Origin of the sequence: Nonomuraea sp. NPDC005692 (assembly GCF_040631115.1) — a bacterium.
Lineage (GTDB): Bacteria > Actinomycetota > Actinomycetes > Streptosporangiales > Streptosporangiaceae > Nonomuraea.
Genome location: NZ_JBEXYU010000006.1, coordinates 53,420 through 67,756 on the forward strand (window position 1 = coordinate 53,420; position 14,337 = coordinate 67,756).

The 14,337-nt window shown below is 73.3% G+C and carries 12 protein-coding genes; 8 read left to right on the plus strand and 4 right to left on the minus strand.

Features of this window, described 5'->3' with window-relative positions; genetic code table 11:
- Positions 1 to 25: 25 nt before the first annotated feature.
- On the minus strand, positions 26 to 1,225 hold the full coding sequence (locus tag ABZ459_RS15385) for a serine hydrolase domain-containing protein (RefSeq protein WP_357970789.1): 1,200 nt from the start codon (positions 1,223 to 1,225) through the stop codon (positions 26 to 28).
- A gap of 152 nt (positions 1,226 to 1,377) precedes the next feature.
- Here ABZ459_RS15385 and ABZ459_RS15390 point away from each other — a divergent pair, with 152 nt between their 5' ends.
- The 4 genes from ABZ459_RS15390 to ABZ459_RS15405 all read left to right on the plus strand — a co-directional run bounded on the left by ABZ459_RS15390 (position 1,378) and on the right by ABZ459_RS15405 (position 6,385).
- Complete coding sequence (locus tag ABZ459_RS15390) at positions 1,378 to 1,710, plus strand: YciI family protein (RefSeq protein ID WP_357971205.1); 333 nt, start codon at positions 1,378 to 1,380, stop codon at positions 1,708 to 1,710.
- Complete coding sequence (locus ABZ459_RS15395) at positions 1,703 to 2,947, plus strand: DUF6596 domain-containing protein (protein ID WP_357970792.1); 1,245 nt, start codon at positions 1,703 to 1,705, stop codon at positions 2,945 to 2,947. The genes ABZ459_RS15390 and ABZ459_RS15395 overlap by 8 nt, the downstream gene beginning before the upstream one ends.
- Positions 2,948 to 2,977: 30 nt before the next feature.
- Positions 2,978 to 4,792 carry a glycoside hydrolase family 15 protein gene (locus ABZ459_RS15400; protein WP_357970794.1) on the plus strand — a complete coding sequence of 605 codons (1,815 nt, stop codon included), beginning with the start codon at positions 2,978 to 2,980 and terminating at the stop codon, positions 4,790 to 4,792.
- Between the two features lie 90 nt (positions 4,793 to 4,882).
- The gene (locus ABZ459_RS15405) at positions 4,883 to 6,385 is read left to right on the plus strand and encodes an alpha/beta hydrolase (RefSeq protein ID WP_357970797.1); all 1,503 of its coding nucleotides are present in this window, start codon (positions 4,883 to 4,885) and stop codon (positions 6,383 to 6,385) included.
- 4 nt (positions 6,386 to 6,389) lie between these two features.
- Here the strand turns inward: ABZ459_RS15405 and ABZ459_RS15410 are convergent, their stop codons facing one another.
- A complete protein-coding gene (locus ABZ459_RS15410) occupies positions 6,390 to 6,968 on the minus strand; it encodes a YbhB/YbcL family Raf kinase inhibitor-like protein (RefSeq protein ID WP_357970800.1) in 579 nt (192 codons plus the stop codon).
- A 267-nt stretch (positions 6,969 to 7,235) separates the two neighbouring features.
- On the opposite strand from ABZ459_RS15410, the gene ABZ459_RS15415 reads away from it, so the two are divergent.
- From ABZ459_RS15415 to helR, 3 genes are all read left to right on the plus strand, one after another.
- Positions 7,236 to 7,508, plus strand: coding sequence for a GlsB/YeaQ/YmgE family stress response membrane protein (locus ABZ459_RS15415; protein ID WP_357970802.1), 273 nt, complete (start codon positions 7,236 to 7,238; stop codon positions 7,506 to 7,508).
- Positions 7,509 to 7,678: 170 nt separating this feature from the next.
- Positions 7,679 to 8,662 (plus strand): sporulation protein, encoded by a 984-nt coding sequence (locus tag ABZ459_RS15420; protein ID WP_357970804.1) that lies wholly within the window; start codon positions 7,679 to 7,681, stop codon positions 8,660 to 8,662.
- Between the two features lie 236 nt (positions 8,663 to 8,898).
- On the plus strand, positions 8,899 to 11,076 hold the full coding sequence (gene helR / locus ABZ459_RS15425) for an RNA polymerase recycling motor ATPase HelR (RefSeq protein ID WP_357970807.1): 2,178 nt from the start codon (positions 8,899 to 8,901) through the stop codon (positions 11,074 to 11,076).
- A 43-nt stretch (positions 11,077 to 11,119) separates the two neighbouring features.
- On the opposite strand, the gene ABZ459_RS15430 is transcribed toward helR, so the two are convergent.
- Complete coding sequence (locus ABZ459_RS15430; RefSeq protein ID WP_357970810.1) at positions 11,120 to 12,316, minus strand: FAD-dependent oxidoreductase; 1,197 nt, start codon at positions 12,314 to 12,316, stop codon at positions 11,120 to 11,122.
- 94 nt (positions 12,317 to 12,410) lie between these two features.
- Positions 12,411 to 13,355 carry an RNA polymerase sigma-70 factor gene (locus ABZ459_RS15435; RefSeq protein ID WP_357970812.1) on the minus strand — a complete coding sequence of 315 codons (945 nt, stop codon included), beginning with the start codon at positions 13,353 to 13,355 and terminating at the stop codon, positions 12,411 to 12,413.
- A gap of 115 nt (positions 13,356 to 13,470) precedes the next feature.
- Here ABZ459_RS15435 and ABZ459_RS15440 point away from each other — a divergent pair, with 115 nt between their 5' ends.
- Complete coding sequence (locus tag ABZ459_RS15440) at positions 13,471 to 14,331, plus strand: alpha/beta hydrolase (RefSeq protein ID WP_357970815.1); 861 nt, start codon at positions 13,471 to 13,473, stop codon at positions 14,329 to 14,331.
- The last annotated feature ends 6 nt before the right edge of the window (positions 14,332 to 14,337 follow it).

Sequence of the window (14,337 nt, forward strand, 5' to 3'; positions counted from 1 at the left end):
TCCCCCGAAACGCCGCATACCTACCTTATCTGCCGGAAAAGGGGCCGAGGTGCTGGTCGATCGAGGTGTACGTCACGGTCCAGAAGTCCTCGAAGACCTTGGGCGCCACCGGCGAGGTCATCGCCACCTGGGTGAACAGCACGCCCACCAGCCCCTCCGACGGATCGGTGTAGGCCGTGGTGCCGAGCCCGCCGGTCCATCCGAACCGGCCCGGCCGGGTGTAGAGGCGATCGGCCCGGGTGTCCACCTGCACCCCGAACCCCCAGCCGCCCGACCCGAGGAACGTCTCGGCGCCCGCCTTCTGGGCCGGCGACAGATGGTCGGCCGTCATCAGGGCGACCGAGGCCCGCGACAGGATCCGGCCGCCGTCGTGCCGCCCCTGCGCCAGCAGCATCCGGCAGAACGCGGCGTAGTCGGGGGCGGTCGAGAGCAGGCCGGGGCCGCCGCCGCCGGACGGGAAGGGCGGCGGCTCGTCCCACACGCGCGGGTCGGGCCTCGGCGTCACGCCGCCCGAGCCGTCCGGCTGGTAGGAGCCCGCCAGGCGGTGGAGCTTGCCGGCGGGCAGGTGGTAGCCGGTGTCGCGCATGCCCAGGGGCGCGAAGATGCGCTCGGTCATGAAGTCGTGCAGCGGCTTGCCCGCGGCCCGCGCGATCAGCACGCCCAGGACGTCGGCGGCCGTGTGGTAGAGCCACCGCTCGCCCGGCTGGTACATCAGCGGCAGCGCGCCCAGCCGTTCGAGCCACTCGTCCGGGCCGCTGCCGGGCCCGTCGGGGCCGCGGTCGATCCGCGGGTCCCGCATCGCGCGCACAATGGGCAGGTCGTCGCCCGCCACCAGGAGCTGTCCGGTGCCGAGCCGGAAGGTCAGCAGGTCGCGTACGGTGATCGGCCGCGCGGCGGGCACCGTGTCGTCCAGCGGCGCGTCCAGGGCGCGCAGCACCCGGCGACCGGCCAGCTCGGGGACCAGGTCGTCGATCGGGTCGTCGATCCGCAGGACGCACTCCTCCACCAGGATCATCGCCGCCGCCGCGGTGACGGCCTTGGTCAGCGACGCGATCCGGAAGATCGAGTCGGCCTCGACGGCCGCACCGCCGCCGCGCTCCAGCGTGCCCACCGGCACGACGTGCGTCTCGCCCCGATGATGGACGAGCCCGACCAGCCCCGGCACCTCGCCCCGCGCCACGAACCCGCCCAGCACGCCCCGCATCCGCTGTTCCAGTACGCTCATCGGTCCTCCTGAAGTGACGTGTCGTGACAATGACCGGAAGTAACCGGAAAACTCATCGTCATGGCGTGTCCATCCGGGCGGGCCCCGTTCGTGGATAGGGCGTACGGCGGCCCCGCCGTACGCCGACCATGAAGGGGAACACCGTGAAGTACATGCTGCTGATCAACGCCGGCACCTCCGACGAGCAGGAGCCGGGCGACTTCCAGGAGTGGATGGCCTACGACAAGGCCGTCCGGGAGGCGGGCATCCGGGTCGCCGGCGAGTCGCTGGCCGACCTGGTGACCGCCACCACCGTACGGGTGAGCGCCGACGGCACGCCCACCGTCACCGACGGCCCGTACGCCGAGACGCGCGAGGTCCTGGGCGGCTTCTACGTGATCGACGTGCCGGACCTCGACGCCGCCCTCGACTGGGCCGTGCGCTGCCCGGGTGCGCGCGGCGGCGGCTCGGTGGTCGTGCGCCCGGTCGCCGACTTCGATGCGTGAGATCGAGGCCGTCTTCCGTGAGGAGCGCGGCCGGCTGCTGGCCGCGCTCGTCCGCCGCTTCGGCGACCTCGACCTCGCCGAGGAGGTCACCTCCGACGCCGTCGAGGCGGCGCTGAGGCACTGGCCCGCCGAGGGCGTGCCGCCCAATCCGGGCGCGTGGCTGATGACCACCGCGCGGCGCAAGGCGGTCGACCGGCTCAGGCGCGAGCAGGCGCTCGCCACCCGGCTGGCCGTCCTGGCGGCGGAGGCCGAGCGGGCCGCCCCCGAAGCGCCTCCCGGCGAGGACGGCGGGCTGCCCGACGAACGGCTGCGGCTCTTCTTCACCTGCGCCCACCCGGCGCTGCCGGCCGAGGACCGCGGGGCGCTGACGTTGCGCTGCCTGGCCGGCCTGACCACCCCCGAGGTGGCGCGGGCCTACCTGGTGCCGGCCCAGACGATGGCCAAGCGCATCGTCCGGGCCAAGAAGAAGATCCGGGAGGCGCGCGTCCCGTTCCGCGTGCCCGAGGCCCACGAGCTGCCGGAACGGGTGCCCGGCGTGCTCCAGGTGATCTACTCGATCTTCACCGAGGGCTACGCGGCCAGCTCCGGGCCCTTCCTCCAGCGGCTCGACCTGGCCGAGGAGGCGATCAGGCTGGCCCGGATCCTGCGCCGGCTGCTGCCCGCCGAGCGGGAGGTCGCCGGGCTGCTGGCGCTGCTGCTGCTGGTGCACGCGCGGCGCGAGGCCCGAACCGGGCCCGAGGGGGAGCCGGTGCTGCTCGGCGAGCAGGACCGCGCCCTCTGGGACCGGGCCATGATCGACGAGGGCTCGGCACTGGTGGTGACCGCGCTCAGCGGCGGCCCGCCCGGCCCGTACGCCGTCCAGGCCGCGATCGCGGCGCTGCACGACGAAACCCCGGACCTGGCCGCGACCGACTGGCCGCAGGTCGTGGCCCTGTACGACGTGCTGCTCGCGCTCGACCCCTCCCCGGTGGTGGCGCTGAACAGGGCGGCGGCCGTGGCCATGCGCGACGGGCCCGAGGCCGGGCTGACGCTGCTGGAGGAGCTGGCCGGGACGCGGCGGCTGCGCGACTACCACCCCTACCTGCTGGCCCGCGCTGACCTGCTGCACCGGCTCGGCCGGTTGCCCGAGGCCGCCGAGGCGTACCGCGCCGCGCTCCGGACGGCCGGGAGCGCGCCCGAGCGCGCCCACCTCCGCCACCGCCTGGCCGCCCTGGAGGAGGCCGGGCACGAGGTTTGAGCACCGCTCTGACCAGGGAGAACTGCTGCGATGGGTGGAGCAGACGGTGACCGCTACCTGCCGATCGCCGAGCACGGCCTCATCGGCGATCTGCGCAGCGTGGCCCTGGTCGGCACCGACGGCACCATCGACTGGTACTGCTGCCCGGCCTTCGACTCGCCCAGCGTGTTCGCCGCGATCCTCGACGCCGACCGGGGCGGGGCGTTCGAGCTGGCCACCGACGTGCCGGCGCGGACCAAGCAGTTCTACTTCCCCGACACCAACGTGCTCATCACCCGCTTCTTCACCGAGAGCGGGGTGGGCGAGATCCAGGACTTCATGCCGATCATCGGCGAGCCGGGCGGCAGCGGCCGGCAGCGGCTGATCCGCCGGGTGCTCTGCGTGCGCGGCTCGCTGCCGTTCCACACGCGGGTGGCCCCCCGCTTCGGCTACGGGGCCGACCCGCACGTCGTGCGCGAGGTCGACGGCCTGACCGTCTTCGAGTCCGCCCAGCTGACGCTCGCGCTGAGCGCCACCGTGCCGGTCGAGTGCGACGGACGCGACGTGCGGGCGTGCTTCACCCTCGTGGAGGGCGAGTCGGAGGTGTTCGCGCTCGACCGGGTCGAGGCCGAGATCCCGCCCCTCGGCTGCCCGCACGTCGAGGCGGAGGAGGCGCTGACCGCCACGGTCGCGTTCTGGCGCAAATGGCTGTCGGCCTCCCGCTACCGGGGCAGGTGGCGGGAGATGGTCCACCGCTCGGCTCTGACGCTCAAGCTGCTGACGTACGCGCCGACCGGCGCGATCGTCGCCGCGCCGACGACCAGCCTGCCCGAGCTGATCGGCGGCGAGCGCAACTGGGACTACCGCTACCTGTGGGTCCGCGACGCCGCCTTCTGCGTCTACGCCCTGCTCCGGCTGGGCTTCACCGGCGAGGCCGAGGCGTTCATGTCGTTCCTGACCCGGCACGTCAGCCTGCGCCCCGCCGGCCCCAACGGCCCCCTCCAGATCATGTACGGCATCGACGGCCGCACCGACCTGCCCGAACGGCAGCTCGACCACCTGGAGGGCTACCGCGGCTCGGCCCCGGTACGCATCGGCAACGCCGCCGCCGGCCAGCTCCAGCTCGACATCTACGGCGCCCTGCTCGACTCCGTCTACCTCTACGACAAATGGGGCAAGCCCATCTCCAGCGACCACTGGGACGCCGTCTGCGCCCTGGTCGACTGGGTGTGCGACAACTGGGACCAGCCCGACGAGGGCGTCTGGGAGACCAGGGGCGGGCGCAAGAAGTTCCTGTACTCCCGGCTGATGTGCTGGGTCGCCATCGAGCGCGCCATGCGCATGGCCGCCCGCCGCGGCCTGCCCGCCGACATCCCCCACTGGCGCGGCGCGCGCGACGACCTCTACCGGCAGATCATGGCCCACGGCTGGTCGGACGTGCGGCAGGCGTTCGTCCAGCACGAGGACGGCGACGTGCTCGACGCGGCGCTGCTGATGATGCCGCTGGCCAAGTTCGTCTCGCCCACCGACCCGAAGTGGCTGTCCACCCTCGACGCGCTCACCGCCGACCTGGTGTCCGACTCGCTGGTCTACCGCTACGACCCGGACGCCAGCCCCGACGGCCTGCGCGGCCAGGAGGGCACGTTCTCCATCTGCTCCTTCTGGTACGTCGAGGCGCTGGTCCGCGCCGGCCGGGTGGAGGAGGCCCGCCTGGCCTTCGAGAAGATGCTGACCTACGCCAACCACCTCGGCCTGTACGCCGAGGAGATCGGCCGGACGGGCGAGCAGCAGGGCAACTTCCCGCAGGCGTTCACCCACCTGGCCCTGATCAGCGCCGCCTTCAACCTCGACCGCGCCCTCGGCTGACCCCGGGGATCCCGAGGCGCGGCCCGGGGGTATCGGGGGAGCAGCCGGAAGCTCATGATCGGTGTCACCCCCCGACCGATGGGACATCTCATGCTGCGACCGATCCTTGCGGCACTGGCCCTGCTCGTGGCCGTGCTCGTCCCGCTCCCGCCCGCCGCCGCGACCCCGGGCGCCGGCTGGTCCCCCTGCCCGGAGGACCCGGCCGCCCAGTGCGCCCGGCTCACCCTGCCCGTCGACTGGGCCGACCCCGGCGGCCCGACGTTCGACCTGGCCGTGGCGCGGCGTCCCGCCACCGATCCCGCGGCCCGGATCGGCTCCCTGGTGATCAATCCGGGCGGCCCCGGCAACTCGGGCGTGGACGCCGTCCTGCGCGACGACCTGCGCCTCAGCCCGGAGCTGGCGGCCCGTTTCGACGTGGTCGGCTTCGACCCGCGCGGCGTGGCCCGCAGCCATCCGGTGCTCTGCTCGCTGCCGCTGGCCCGGCAGGCCCCCGACCCGCTGACCCGCGACCAGGCCGGCTTCGACCGGCGGCTGGCGTACAACGCCCGCTACCGCGAGGACTGCCGGGCCCGTACCGGGCCGCTCTACGACCACGTGGACAGCGCGTCCGTCGTCCGCGACCTGGAGGCGCTGCGGGCGGCGCTCGGCGAGGAACGCCTCACCTTCTACGGCATCTCCTACGGCACCCTCATCGGCCAGCTCTACGCGGAACGTTTCCCCCGGCGGGTCCGCGCGCTGGCCCTGGACAGCAACATGGACCACAGCCTCGGCACCACCGAGATGCTCGACACCGACACCTGGACCACCCAGGACTCCTTCGACGCGTTCGTCTCGTGGTGCGCCACGGCCCCCGCCTGCGTGCTGCGCGGACGCGACGTGCGGGCCCTGCTGAGAGACCTGCTGGCCCGGGCCGGACGCGGCGAGCTGTGCCTCCCCGACGGCCCGCTCACCCCGTCGGTGCTGCTCCATCTCGTGTTCAGCACCTTCTACGCCCCCGACTGGGCCGGCCTGGCCACGTTCCTGCGCGACCTGGACGCCGGCTCCGCCGCCGTGCCGCCGCTCGCGCCGCCCGACCCGGACCAGGAGGTGTTCAACGACGTCACGCAGGTCATCTGCCAGGACTACCTGCTCCCCGTACGCGACCAGCGGGCCTTCGAGCGGCACCTGCGGCGGCTGGCGGCCATCGCGCCCGACATGCGGATGAGCCCGATCTCGGTCTCGCTCACCGTCGCCTGCCTGGGACAGCCCACGCCGATCCCCGACCCGCAGCACCGGCTGCGCGTCTCGGGCACGCCGCCGCTGCTGCTCGTCAACGGCCTGCACGACCCGGCGACCGGCTACCCGTGGGCGCTGAGCACCGCCCGCCAGATCGGCCGGGAGGCCCGGCTGCTGACGTACGACGGCTGGGGCCACGGCGCCTACGGCCGCAGCCCCTGCCTGACCGGGGCCGTGGACCGCTACCTGACCACCCTGGCCCTGCCCGCCGCGGGCGCCCACTGCCCGGCGGTGCCGCCCGCGCGGGGGCTCACCGCCGGGCCCGGCCGTCCGGCGGGACCGGTGCCGGGTCTGCCCGGCTGGACCTGGCGCTCCTGAGGGTTCAGGACTCGCCGGACAACACGGCCGTCCCCAGGGACGCGCCGGAGATCACCCTCGCCGCGGTCGTCGTGGACGAACCGGAGCCCAGTTCGGTCAGGGCGGCCCGGTCGAGGGCGTGCACGGTGAACTGGTAGGTGTTGACCGACCAGGGGGAGCACGGCCCCTGGTAGCCGTACAGGCTCGCGCTGCCGCGGTAGTAGATCTGCCGGGCTCCGGCGGGCGCCGCGGGACGGTAGGCGTGCTCGACGTTCTGCGGCAGCGAGGTCACGCCCGCCGGGATGTCGTAGATCACCCAGTGGATGAGGTTGTTGTTGTCGAGGTCTCTCATGACCAGGGCGTAGCCGCGGGTCCCGGCCGGGCCGCCGCTCCAGGTCAGGGGCGGTGACTCGTTGCGCCGGCCGGGGTCGGTCTGGCCGCCGCTGGTGCACTCGTGCACCTTCGGGATGATCCCGCCCTGGGTGAAGGCGGTGCTGGTCAGGGTGAAGGCGGTGGCGTGCGCCGGCGCCGCGGCGGTCGTGGCGGCGGTCGTCGCGGTCGTCGCGGCGAGCAGGGCGTGCAGCACGATTCGTCTGACGGTCACAAAGGGCTCCTGAGGGGGTTCGGTGCGCCGTTCGTTCGCGTCTGCTGTTCGTGGGGTGTGCCCGCAGTGTAGGCACCGCGGGGCCGCCTGCGCCACCACCGCGAACGGCACACCCCCATGGATCCTGTCCGCCATGAACCGATATCAGGCTGAGTCGTCCGGTTTCTTTGTGATGCTGATGGGAAGCAATGGCGCTGTCAGGCCGGGGGTCACTCCTCCCCCACGAGGGGTGACGACGCCCGGCGCGGCAGAACGGGAGTGTGAAGCGTGGAAGTCACCGGCATCATCTCCGCCCTCATCATCGGGCTCGTCATCGGCGTCATCGGCCGGCTGGTCGTGCCGGGCCGTCAGAGCATCCCCATCTGGCTCACGATCGTGATCGGCATCGTCGCGGCCCTCATCGGCACCGCGATCGCCGCCGCGGTCGGCGTCGCGGACACCCGCGGCATCGACTGGATAGAACTGGTCATCCAAGTCGTGCTCGCCGGTCTGGGGGTGGCCCTGGCGGCGGGACTCTACGGCAGACGCGGCGTCCGGTAGAGCGGGACGCGCCGGGATCCCGGCGGTCGGCGAACGCGCCGCCCGCCGGGATCCCGCCGTTCCCGCCCCCTTGCGGGCAGACGTTTTCGGCATGACCGGAACCGGGGCCGGACGGAGATCGTTGTGCGGGGCGGCTGCACACATTCGATCTTCGACAGGGAGAACAAGCCGTGGTCTTCAAACGCATGCTGGGTGCCTTCGGCGTCGGCGCGCCCTCGGTGGACACCGTTCTGGCGACCCCGCGCGTCCAGCCGGGCGGCACGCTGTCCGGCGAGGTGCGGCTCAAGGGCGGCGACTTCGACGCCGAGATCGAGCACGTCACCCTCGGCCTGGTCGCCCGCGTGGAGTTCGAGCACGGCGACGGCGAGCACGCGGGGGCGGGGGAGTTCTTCCGCGTCCAGGTGTCGGGGCCGTTCCTGCTGCGTCAGGGCGCGGAGCGCACGATCCCCTTCGAGGTCGGCGTGCCGTGGGAGGCGCCGATCAGCCAGATCGGCGGGCAGCCGCTGCACGGCATGGCGCTCGGCGTGCGCACCGAGCTCGCCATCGCCAAGGCGGTCGACAAGGGAGACCTCGACGAGGTCGCGGTCGAGCCGCTGCCCTCCCAGCTGCGCATCCTGGAGGCGCTGCTGCAGCTCGGCTTCGCGTTCAAGTCCGCCGACCTGGAGGCCGGCCGCCTGTACGGCGTGCGCCAGGAGCTGCCGTTCTACCAGGAGATCGAGTTCTACCCGGCGGGCCGGTACGCCGGCGTGCTCGGCGAGCTCGAAGTGACCTTCGTGGCCGATCCGGCGGGGCTGGAGGTGGTCCTGGAGGCCGACAAGCGCGCCGGCCGCTACTCCGGCGACGCGATCGGCCGCTTCACCGTCAGCCACGCCGACGCCCTGCGGACCGACTGGGCCGCCGAGCTCGACCGCTGGCTGTCCGGCCTGGCCTCGCACGCCCACGCGGGCTTCGCGCACGGCGACCACCACGGCGACCACCACGGTCACCATGGTCACCACGGTTACGGCCATCACGAGCAGCACCACGGCGGGCCGGGCTTGGGCGCGGTGGCCGCGGCCGGCGCCGCCGGCGTGGTCGGCGGCCTGGTGGCGGGGGAGATCGTCGAGGAGATCTTCGAAGGCGACGAGGACGAGGGCGGCGACGGCGACTGGTGACCCTTGACCGGTGATCCGCCCGTCACGGGCGGGTCACCCGCTTCCGCTGCACCGCGAAGCGAGGTCTGTGCCGTGGAGCGGGCAAAGTGGCAGAAAAAGGAGCTTCTACTCCTTTCCACTCTCAACGTATAGCGCACCGGGGGGCTTGCGGCAAGACCCCCGTCGTGGCGCAGAATCGTCCGCCGAGGCCAGAAGCCTTGCCACGCGAAGACCGACCTCGTAGCGGAGCCACATACATGAATCCCCTGACCACCGGCGTGTTCGACCTGCCCGGCAACCTCGCCGCCAAGGCCGACCCGGCGCTGATCGCCGTCGACGAGCGACACTTCGCGGCCCTCGCCGAGAGCCTGGAGCAGTCGATCGCCGACCTGTCCGCCCGCCTCGACGCCGAACGCATGGCCCCCGGCGGCAAGGGCCGGCAGGCGCTCGACCGGGACCTGGAGATCCACCGCCTGTCCGCCCGCCTGCGTACGCTGCGCCGCTTCGGCCTTGACCTGTGCCTCGGCCACATGGTCACCGCCGACCACCCCGAACCGGTGTACATCGGACGGCTCGGCCTCACCGACAGAGACGGCCGCCGCCTGCTGCTCGACTGGCGTTCGCCCGCGGCCGAGCCGTTCTTCGGCGCCACCCACGCCAACCCCATGGGCCTGGCCAGCCGCCGCAGGTACCGCTGGACCCGCGGCCGGATCAGCGACTACTGGGACGAGGTGTTCACCGCCGACGGCTTCGAAGGGCACGCCGCGCTCGACGACCAGTCCGCCTTCATCGCCAGCCTGGGCGGCAACCGTTCGCCCAGGATGCGCGACGTGCTCGGCACCATCCAGGCCGACCAGGACGCCATCATCCGGGCCGGCTCCCGCGGCGCCCTCGTCGTGGACGGCGGCCCCGGCACCGGCAAGACCGTCGTCGCCCTCCACCGCTCGGCCTACCTGCTCTACTCCGACCCCCGGCTCGGCCACAACAAGGGCGGCGTGCTGTTCGTCGGCCCGCACCAGCCCTACCTGGCCTACGTCGCCGACGTGCTGCCCAGCCTGGGGGAGGACGGCGTGCGCACCTGCACCCTGCGCGACCTCGTGCCCGAGGGGGCGGCGGCGGCCCCCGAGCGGGACCCGGAGGTGGCGCGGCTGAAGGCGTCCGCGGACATGGTGAAGGCGATCGAGCCGGCCGTCAGGTTCTACGAGAACCCGCCCGCCAAGGGCATGACGGTCACCACGCACTGGTCGGACGTCTGGCTGAGCGCCGAGGACTGGGCCGAGGCGTTCCAGGCCGCCGAACCCGGCACCCCGCACAACGAGGCCCGCGACCAGATCTGGGCGGAACTGCTCACGATCCTCATAGACAAGCACGACCCGCATGACCAGCACGGCGATCAGGAGGTTTCGCCGGAGCTGCTGCGCAGGTCGCTGCGCGCGAACCGGGAACTGATGGCCGCCTTCAACCGCGCCTGGCCGCTGATCGAGCCCACCGACCTCGTCGGCGACCTGTGGACGGTCCCCGCCTACCTGCGGCTGTGCGCCCCCTGGCTCGCCCCGGACGAGATCCGGCGGCTCCAGCGCGCGGACGCCCAAGCCTGGACGGTCTCCGACCTGCCCCTCCTGGACGCGGCCCGCCAGCGCCTCGGCGACCCGGAGGCGTCCCGCCGGCAGCGCAGGCAGCAGGCCGCCCTGGCCGTCCAGCGCGAGCGCATGGCCCAGGTCGTGGACAACCTGATCGAGGCCGACGACGACGGCGAGGGCCTGGTGACGCAGCTTCGCCGGGCGGACCTCCAGCGCAACCTGGTGGACGAGTCGGAGCTGCCCACCGTGGAGCCGGACCTGCTCGCCGGGCCGTTCGCGCACATCGTCGTGGACGAGGCCCAGGAGCTGACCGACGCCGAATGGCAGATGTTGCTGCTGCGCTGCCCGTCCAGGAGCTTCACCATCGTCGGCGACCGCGCCCAGGCCAGGCACGGGTTCACGGAGTCGTGGACGGAACGGCTCGGCCGGGTCGGCATCGACCGCGTCGAGCTGGCCGGCCTGAGCGTCAACTACCGGACCCCGGCGGAGATCATGGCCGAGGCCGAGCCGGTCATCAGGGCCGCCCTGCCGGACGCCAACGTGCCGACCTCCATCCGGGAGAGCGGCGTCCCCGTCACGCGCGGGCCGGTCGCCGAGCTGGGCACGATCCTCGACGCCTGGCTCGCCGCGAACCCCGAGGGGATCGCCTGCGTGATCGGGGACCCGGCCTTCCGGGAGCGGCCCCGGGTCCGGTCGCTGACGCCGGAGCTGTCGAAGGGGCTGGAGTTCGACCTGGTCGTCCTCGTCGATCCGGACCGGTTCGGCGAGGACGGCGAGGGCGTCGAAGGCGCGGTCGACCGTTACGTGGCGATGACCCGGGCGACCCGGCAGCTCGTCGTCCTCACGACCCCCTGACGGGGGCCCGCCGCCGGGTGCGCCAGGCCGCCGCCGTCCGTCGTCACGCACGCGCCCTGGCGGCGGCGGGGCCGGCCGGGGCGTTCGGGCGGGTGACGCGGCGGCGCCGGGCCGGCAGGCCCAGCATCGGGTTGGCGACGCCCCAGGCGGCGCTCTTGCAGACCAGCTCCTTGTAGACGGCGGCGACCCGCCCGGTCAGCACGGTGGGCACGGCGCGGTCGTCGGCGGTGACGAACTGGATCAGGCCGTTGCTCCGGCCCAGCGAGACGCACTGGTTGAAGTAGCGCAGCGAGGTGTTCGGCAACTTCCCGCCGGTCAGCCGCGCCGCGATCGAGTCGGCGGCCTGCCAGGCGGTCGGGATGCCCGACGCGCACGACATCCGCAGCGGCTTGTCGCCGGGGCCCATCGCCATGGCGGCGTCGCCGACGGCGTACACGTTCGGGTGCGAGACCGAGCGCATGGTCCCGTCGACCACGATCTGGCCGGTGCCGGTGACCTCCAGGGTGGTCGCCCGCGGGATCGGGTGCACGGCGAAGCCGGCCGTCCAGACGGTCACCTCGGCCGGGATGGGCTCGCCGTCGGTGGTGACGCGGCCGGCCTCGACGCCGGTGACGGCCGTGTGCTCGTGCACGCTCACCCCGAGCCCGGAGAGGACCTTCCGCACGTGCGCGCGGCCCTTCGGCGAGAGCCAGTCGCCGAGACCGCCGCGGGCGGCGAGGGCCACGTCCAGGTCGGGACGGGCCTCGGCGATCTCGGCCGCGGCCTCCAGCCCGGTGAGCCCGCCGCCGACGACGACCACGCGCTGACCGGCGTCGAGCCGGGCCAGCCGCTCGCGCAGCCGCAGCGCCCCCGGGCGGCCGGCGACGTCGTAGGCGTGCTCGGCGGTCCCGGGCACGCTCTCGGCGTTCCAGCCGCTGCCGAGCGCGTAGACCAGCGTGTCGTAGGCCAGCTCCGTGGCGCCGTCCGCGCCGGTGACGGTGACGGTCCCGCGGTCGGCGTCGAGGCCGGTGACCGTCCCGAGCCGCAGCTCGACGCCGGTGCCGGCGAACATCTCGCGGAACGGCCGGGGCCTGAGGTCCTGCCCGGTCGCCACCTGGTGCAGGCGGACGCGTTCCACGAAGTCGGGCTCGGCGTTGACGAGGGTGATGGCGACGTCCTCGCGGCTGAGCCGCCTGGCGAGGCGGCCGGCGACGACGGCTCCGGTGTAGCCGGCTCCGAGGACGATGATGCGGTGCTGCATTTCCTCGCTCCTGTCTGACGCGGGTTCGCCACCTGAACCGGACGGCCCGCGTTTTCCTGACAGGATCACGATGTGAAGCGCGTCACACCGTGCCTCAGAAGACTCTGAACAGCGGCTCCCCGTGCTCGGTGGCCGCCCAGCGCGTGGTCGCGCGGTCCAGCTTGTCGGGGTTGACCTGGTTGCGGAACGCGGCGATGCCCTCGCCGGTGACCTCCAGGCACATGACGCCGACGACCCGGCCGTCGATGACCGCCACGACGGCCGGCTCCCCGTTGGCGGTCCAGGGGTAGATCTCGGGCGAGCCGCCGATGATGGCGCGCTTGGCCTTGCCGGGCTTGACCAGGCCCCACAGGAACTTCGCGACCGCGACGGCGCCCACGAACGCCTTGGCACGGGCCGGGACCTTGCCGCCGCCGTCGCCGATCGCGACGGCGTCCTGCGTGAGCAGGCGTACCAGCGGCTCGGTCTGCCCGCTGGTGGCGGCGGCCAGGAACTCCTCGACGATCCGCCGGGCGGCGGCCTCGTCGACCTCGGTGCGGGCCCGGCCGTCGGCGACGTGCTTCTTGGCACGGTGGAAGATCTGCTGGCTGGCCGACTCGGTGATGTCGAGGATCTCGGCGATCTCCCGGTGGGAGTGGTCGAAGGCGGCCCGCAGCACGTAGACCGCCCGCTCGTTGGGGGACAGGCGTTCCATCAGCGTGAGCACGGCGTACGAGACCGATTCGCGCTGCTCGGCGGTCTCGGCCGGGCCGAGCATCGGGTCGCCGGCGAGCAGCGGCTCGGGCAGCCACTCCCCGAGGTACGTCTCGCGGCGTGCCCGCGCGGAGCCGAGCTGGTTGAGGCACAGGTTGGTGAGCACCTTCGTCAGCCACGCCTCGGGCACCTCGACGTGGCCCGTGTCGGCGGACTGCCAGCGCAGGAACGTCTCCTGCACGGCGTCCTCGGCCTCCGCGGCCGAGCCGAGCAGGCGGTAGGCGATGGCCTCCAGGCGGGGTCTGGCGGCCACGAACCGGTCGACGTCGTCCACGGTCAAAGGCATGGCCCGATCCTAGAACGTCCCCTTATGCGGCGGAACTCCGGTTAAGCTGCCTTTCTCCCGGCGCTCTTGCCCGAGGTGGGTGTTGATCGGCGACGGTCCCGGGTAGAAGCGGCCGATGTTCGACGACTTCACGACCGGCATGATCGACGTCGGCGAGACCGAGCTGTTCGTCCGGTACGGCGGCTCCGGAACGCCTGTCCTGCTGCTCCACGGCCATCCCCGCACCCACGCGACCTGGCACCGCGTCGCGCCCCTCCTGGCCCCCCACCACACGGTGGTCTGCCCCGATCTGCGCGGGTACGGCCGCTCGGGCAAGCCGCCCACCACCCCCGACCACGCCCCCTACTCCAAGCGGGCCATGGCCCGCGACATGGTCGCCCTCATGCGCTCGCTGGGCCACGAACGGTTCGCCGTCGCCGGCCACGACCGCGGCGCCTACGTCGCCCACCGCCTGGCCGCCGACCACCCGGACGCCGTCACCCGCCTGGTCGTGATGGACGGCATCCCCATCGGCGAGGCGCTGGCCAGGGCCGACGCCCGCTTCGCGGCGTCCTGGTGGCACTGGTTCTTCCTCGGCCAGCTCGCCAAACCCGCCGAACGCGTCATCAACGCCGACCCCGACGCCTGGTACAAGGGGAGCGCCGAGCAGATGGGCCAGGAGGCGTACGAGGACTACCGCCGGGCCATCCACGACCCGGACACCGTCCACGCGATGTGCGAGGACTACCGCGCCGGCCTGACCGTGGACCGCGCGGCCGACGACGCCGACCGCGCCGCCTCCCGCCGCCTCACCTGCCCCACCCTGTTCCTCTGGACGTCCAAGGACGACATGGAGGACCTGTACGGCGACCCGCTGGCGATCTGGCGCACCTGGGCCGACGACGTGACCGGCCACCCGATCGACAGCGGCCACCACGTGGCCGAAGAGGCCCCGGACGAACTGGCCGCCTCCCTGCTCGCGTTCCTGCGCCGCTGACCCCGA